The following is a 6,000-nucleotide window of genomic DNA, read 5'->3' as shown; positions in this document are numbered from 1 at the left end:
AACTTCGCTCGTAAGGGCGACCTTAAGAGCGCAGCCTCGCTACCGTGCCGTCCTCTCGCAAGGCGGCCTTCGCCGGAGGGTATCGATCCGCCCATCGTCGAGGAACCGGGTGAAGGAACTGAAGTGGGGAAGCACATTTGCCGTTCGCGCAGCGTTTTCGCTCGCGATGCCATCTGCATCACCGGTTATATGACAACGTCGGTCTCGCGCTGCACGTAGAACTCCACCATCATGAAGGCATGGCGCTATCTAGATCGACATAGGCGTGCTTCACGACAAAGACGTGTTCCGACACCCATTTCATGGCCTTGGGTCACTGGCTCGAATGAGGGTAAGGATCCATTCCATCGCTTCTCGCATTGCGATCGGGACCGCAAGGGCTGGCATCCCAGGCGCATGCACGCCAAGGGCACCTTGCACCTGGCTCAACGCGTTCCGATTGCGTCAACTGTCCGATTGGACAGGTGACGCATTTCAGGCGCGCTGCAACTATCCCTGACAATGACTGGGAGGTGCGCATGATTGCCGCTCATGTCGTCTACGCAGCGCAAGGACAGTAACGCTATAGTCGATGCTCACCGGACTCCTGGCTGATTTTTTTCCACACAAAGCTGGAACCGATGGGGTAACCACTTCGCCCGGAGAAGATAAATGGCCTTTAGTTGGCGTCCGACAAACGCTCAGCTCCAGACACGCTATGATGACATTTGGTTCATCGGAACGGACACCGGCCGGGGCGTGAACAGTGCTGGTCAAATCGTGCATACAGAAGACGCCGGTGCGACCTGGACGATTCAACACACCGTCGACGCCGATACCTGGCTGCGCTGCATGAGCTTCACGAGTCCGATCGACGGCTGGGTCGGTTCAATCACGCGACGGCAACGCCTGTGGAAGACTGAGGACGGCAAGACTTGGACCGACATCACCGCTCGGCTGCCACCGCTACCAAGCGCGATATGCGGAATATCCTCCCCGTCCAAGGGCGTGGTCTTTGCCTCGGGCACGCAATATCCAAGCCGTGAAGCAGCTATCATGCATACGACCGATGGCGGCCAGACGTGGAATTCGATCTCCATGGCAGCGCACGCCAACTTGCTGATCGATACCTATTTTGTCGACGATCTACATGGCTGGGTCGTCGGCGGCAACGGGGGGACCACTTACGACAAACTGAAGCCAGTGGTCATGTTCACCTCCGACGGCGGTAAGACCTGGGAAAACAAACTCCAGAATTCCGGGATCGACTTCCCAGCGGGCGAGTGGGGCTGGAAGATCCAGTTCCTCAATCCACAAGTCGGATTCGTGTCACTCGAAAACGATACCGCCGCGGCCATCTTGAAGACAACCGACGGTGGTGAAACATGGAAGCGCATCCCGATCAACGATCCGCAGCGGAATGTTGAACTGGAGGGCATCGGATTTCTAAACGACCAGATTGGTGGGTCGGCGGCTGGGGTCACGGGTTCACTTCGGGTAGCCCTGACGGGACGACGAGCGGAACGACTGACGGCGGCGCAACGTGGTTCGACGCCAACGGCGTGGGTCGATTTATCAACCGCTTTCGTTTCACCAAGACTGAGCCGGTCGTCGCGTACGCGTCCGGAGGGACTATTTATCGATGTATGATAGAGACAGATGAAGCAGCGTTGGCTGCAGCGCCGGTGGTCGTGGAACCGCCGATACCACAGGCTTGGGGCAACCTCGATATTGCTGCCCAAATCCCTGAAGGTGCCAAGCAACTCACGGTCACTGTCTTCGATCCGCGGCAGACGTTGGTGAAGGTTGTGGCCAACGAGCGGTCACCGAAGCCAGGCTCGCGAACGATCTCTTGGAATTTCAAGACTGACGATGGCGTGGATGCAGGTACAGGTCATTTCATGTATCGCATTTTCATTGATGGCCAAGTGACAACCGGTATGGCGGTCCGAGCGGCACGAGCGACCCCCGACAACCTCGGTATACAGGTTCGGGATCTGATTACGCGTTTGGCCTCTCGCGCCAAACGCGCGCATGAGGACCTTGTGCTCCCTAATGAAAGGGGCGAACCCGTCAAGCTAAAGTCGCTGTTTGACTCTCCATTGGATCTGATGGCGTCGCTTGTTCGGGGGGGCTGGATCATCCCTGGCGAGCCGGATCGGAGCATGTTCTTGGTCGCAATCATTGGAACCGGCCCCATGCAAGGCGTGATCGGCCAGTCGGACATTCAACTGCTGTCGGATTGGATTGCGGCTGGAGCGCACGTTCCGCCGGCGACAAGCTAACATTTTGCCACATACGCGGCGGCATTCGTTGCGCGAGGTAACGGCAGTCGCGAACAGCACGGCGTCTTGGGAGACAGACAGTGAGCGCGAGCGCCGGCCCTGTCAGCGCCTACGTCCAATCGGTCTTGAGGATCCAGCTGCGCCTCAGCTCAAGTCAGAATAATGGATTCAACGACTTATAGACGTGGCTTACGCTGATCTGGTTACTCCTGTGGCAAGGAAAGCAGTTCGCCCCTCCATCAGTAGCACTAGTTCCCTGCTGGTAAGTTTCCATCGTACTGTTGGACAACATGCTTGTCCCTACTTGGTTCGAAGCGTTCGGCGGTTGGCCGAGTATTGTCCAGGTCGCTCCGATCAGCAGGTAGTTGGCGCGAACATCACCCGCAGCCAGTTGACTGCGCACGCTGTTGTTGATGGCGATGATTTCAGTGTTTGAGGCAGTATCGGACCCATCGATCGGGTTCGGAGAAACGCCAGACATCGCACCCCAAGTCTTCCAGCGGATGGTGTTGCTCGGTGCAATGCCCGAAGGGTCGCCCCCTGGAACGATATCTTCTGTATCAAATCGCGCCTTCAGAGCGTTGAAAACGCCGGCTGGATTGTCGGCACTGAACAGCCACGTTCCTGAGCTTGGCTGAACTCCGGTCTTTGTATTGTCGGTCGCGTCGAGGTACGTGTAGGCCCCGGTTGGCACGTTGTCGACATGCTCAAAGGTCGCCCAGATCATCTCGGGATGGCCCTTTGTGCTACCCACAACATGCATACCGACCATGGCAAGCCGCACGGTCTTTTGACCATTCGGTTTCCATTTCTTGGGATCGGACATATCGAAGACCGGCACGGTCGCATCCATGGTGATGTATTTGCTTGCGTCAGCGACTGAACTCGCCTCGACCCATGACGTCTTAAGCTCGATGGCCAACGTCTCCGGTGCAGCAATGATTTTCTGATTTGCTTTGGCGAATGTCAGAATCTTGTCCAGATCGCTCTGCGTCACCGGAAATTGCGTCGGTGCCGGGCTGATTCCGCCGTTGGCTGCCCCCGTTACCATGTAGGCAAAGACGTCGTTGACGGTGATGACATAATAGACCAGCGAATTGTTTTGCGAGATTAGGACCCCGTTGCTAGTGGCCTGACCGACTTCCGTCTGTATCACATCGCCTGCAGCGTCGACCAACAGGTCGTCTCCACCGACGCTCAATTTTCGAGCAATGCCGATCTGCCCTTTGCCCACGGCAGCTCCGTCCGCAGCGGAGGGAAGGTTGGAAAACGCCTCGATTTTCCTACCGTCCGTGCCGAACAAATTGGGCTTGGTCTGTCCACTATCGACCTCCATACGCGCCACCTCGCTCACCTTGCCGCTCAGATCTTGGACCAAAGGCCCTCCTTTTGGTCCAGCAGGTGGTGTAACGACCTCAAACAGTTGACCGGTGTTGGACATAACCACCGGTAGATCGTTAGGACCATTTTGCGGGGTCCGGATGCTGGCAATGCTCAATGGCGTGGAGGAATGCGGAATAAAACTTCGGCGGTTGCTCCCACTATCGGGAGGGGAAACATCGAAGAATGCGGGGGATTCGAAGACCTTTCCGGTACCGCCGAAGCGGGATGTGGTCGTCGAAGAGAGCCACAGAAACATCTGCTCAGACCATCGATAAAAGCTGCAATTTGGCACGTCCGGAAAGTTGACGCTGTCAGCGGGCCCAACTGTCCCGTCGAGGCTAACTGAGCCGGAATCGAACCACGACTTGAACATCGCGGGATCGACGACGCAGGTGGGCTTCGCATCCGCCGGCAAAGATTGTGCGTGGACCTCGCCCATCGGCAAGAGAGTGCCCACACACAAGGAAAAAATAGGGGGCAAGAAATGCAAGATTTGTCGCATGAGAGAACTCCTTCAGTGGGGCGGCGCTATGCCAAGATTAGGCGGGCGCACCGTTCGTTATCCAGGTCGCTACGGTTGCGAGTTGTTCTTTGTTCGCCAGCGTTGCCAGCGGATCGGAATCAATGTCGGGCATTTGGCTCTGAACTGAACCGTCAAATGGTGGCTGGCCAGCTAGAGCCAGATACAAATTCGAGGTTTCCGGATGCCCCGGAGTGAGAAGGAGGCCATCCTGCCCCCAATGCGACGTGTCAAAATTGACGAAGCCGTCGCGCGTGTCGGTCGGAGGCTTCCGCCAAAACCGTTGATGCGGCGCGCCGCTGATGTTTGAATCGCTGGGGGGCACGAGAGTGTCGAGTAGGTTCTGAATATCGGCAAAGCTTGTCTGCGCCGCACCGGCCAAAAGTGCCGTTTTGGCCTTTGGCTTCTTCGTTGATTTGGGACCGCCCTTGCCCAACTTGCTCGCAGTCTCACGTGGCTTCTTCGTCATCTTTTGCTTCCTTTACTATGATCGGAGTTCTGGTCGCTCGATCAGCGGATATGCTGCTCTCAAGAAGGCATTGAGATCTCGAAATGCGAGTGATCTCGCCGCGGCACCCGGGAATGCAGTCTATTCAAAGGGAACTGCCGGAATTCTCGCGTGGCATCGATCGGAGTCAACTGTCCGATCGGACAGGTGACGTATTTAGCGAGCCGCTTGCCTAGCGCCCCGAGGGCCGCACGCTTCGGGACATGCTGCGCCGAGGGGGTACGCTCGTGCGATGGGTGGACCGGCTGGGCCGCAACTATCAGGACGTTTGCGACACCATTCGGGGGTTGATGGGCAAGGGTGTGGTGGTCCGGACCGTCATCAACAGCATGACTTTCGACGGGGCCACGAAAGACCCCATGCAGCAAGCCGGAAGGGACGCGCTGATCGCCTTTATGGCGGCAACGGCACAGGCGCAGGCCGAGTCCACGAAGGGAGGCCCAGCGGGCCGGCATAGACGCTGCCCGGGCGCAGGAGGACCGCTACAGGGGCCGCAAGCCCAGCTATGACCGCGACGCGCTATAAGCCGTCGCCGAGATGCTGGCGCAAGGGCAGGGGGCGTCGGCGATTGCCAAGGTGTCGGGCCCCACTCGTCAAACGATCCTCCGCATCAAGTAAGATCCGGGCGCTGCCGAAAGGGCGCTTGCTACTTGGGGAATGTAGGGTGGAAGCACTATATTCTGCGTCGCGGGAGGGGAAAGGGATGTCCAAGCGGCGGCGCATTGGGAGGAGCACCGGCAATCTCTGCAACGCAAAACGGTGCCAACATCTTGGTCCCGAAACGAGACAGGCTAACGCGAGCCATGCAGGATCACAGTTCCGTTAAACACCTTATCTCGGCTTCCACGAACCGGCAGCAGGCCACCCTTCATGCCAAGCGCGTCGTGAATAAGATGGGTTAGTCCACGCCACGACTTCCCTTCCGCATGATTTGATAGCTCAGAGCTGCCCGTTTGACTCATTGGATGCCGCTCTCACCGAAACGCCGTTCTTGCCGGCCAACTTTGCGGCCAGATACTCGCCAAGTAGATTCACTCTGAGGTGACGTCGCGTGCCGGGAGGTGTGACCCAGTGGATGGCGCCGCCCGCTCAGAAATTCTGGGAACTTTATCAGGCTCGCAGTGATCCCTATGCCCGCGTTTCATGATGGACAGCACGGATAAATCAGTAATATCAAAATAGTTGTGGGAGTCTGTGTGCAAAAATCGCACACGAAAGTTCTGCTCCTATTCCTTTTTCGTTCCTGCGACGGAACCGCCGATAGCCCTATTGGGGCGATCTTCTACCGAAGGTGTTAGCCTCTCCAACTCGACTACTCGCCAGGA

At 57.5% G+C, this 6,000-nt stretch carries 4 protein-coding genes and 1 pseudogene; 3 read left to right on the top strand and 2 right to left on the bottom strand.

What is annotated here, in order from left to right; genetic code table 11:
- Positions 1-651 precede the first annotated feature (651 nt).
- Positions 652-1,629, top strand: coding sequence for a YCF48-related protein (locus NKI39_RS15895; RefSeq protein ID WP_352832867.1), 978 nt, complete (start codon positions 652-654; stop codon positions 1,627-1,629).
- A 20-nt stretch (positions 1,630-1,649) separates the two neighbouring features.
- Positions 1,650-2,264 (top strand): hypothetical protein, encoded by a 615-nt coding sequence (locus tag NKI39_RS15890; protein WP_352832865.1) that lies wholly within the window; start codon positions 1,650-1,652, stop codon positions 2,262-2,264.
- Between the two features lie 154 nt (positions 2,265-2,418).
- On the opposite strand, the gene NKI39_RS15885 is transcribed toward NKI39_RS15890, so the two are convergent.
- Together NKI39_RS15885 and NKI39_RS15880 are read right to left on the bottom strand one after the other, a co-directional pair.
- Positions 2,419-4,149: a hypothetical protein gene (locus tag NKI39_RS15885; protein ID WP_352832862.1), complete on the bottom strand. Its 1,731-nt coding sequence runs from the start codon at positions 4,147-4,149 to the stop codon at positions 2,419-2,421.
- Between the two features lie 37 nt (positions 4,150-4,186).
- Complete coding sequence (locus NKI39_RS15880) at positions 4,187-4,636, bottom strand: hypothetical protein (RefSeq protein WP_352832859.1); 450 nt, start codon at positions 4,634-4,636, stop codon at positions 4,187-4,189.
- 215 nt (positions 4,637-4,851) lie between these two features.
- Here NKI39_RS15880 and NKI39_RS15875 point away from each other — a divergent pair.
- Positions 4,852-5,293 (top strand): annotated as a pseudogene (locus tag NKI39_RS15875) (recombinase family protein); the annotation flags it as partial.
- Positions 5,294-6,000 lie beyond the last annotated feature (707 nt).

The organism is Mesorhizobium sp. M0664 (genome assembly GCF_040320565.1).
Lineage (GTDB): Bacteria > Pseudomonadota > Alphaproteobacteria > Rhizobiales > Rhizobiaceae > Mesorhizobium.
This window is presented reverse-complemented; position numbering and strand designations above follow the sequence as displayed.

Excerpts from the sequence above, each read along its gene's own strand:
- NKI39_RS15895 (WP_352832867.1), top strand. The coding sequence starts at position 652 with ATGGCCTTTAGTTGGCGTCCGACAAACGCTCAGCTCCAGACACGCTAT.
- NKI39_RS15885 (WP_352832862.1), bottom strand. The coding sequence starts at position 4,149 with ATGCGACAAATCTTGCATTTCTTGCCCCCTATTTTTTCCTTGTGTGTG.
- NKI39_RS15880 (WP_352832859.1), bottom strand. The coding sequence starts at position 4,636 with ATGACGAAGAAGCCACGTGAGACTGCGAGCAAGTTGGGCAAGGGCGGT.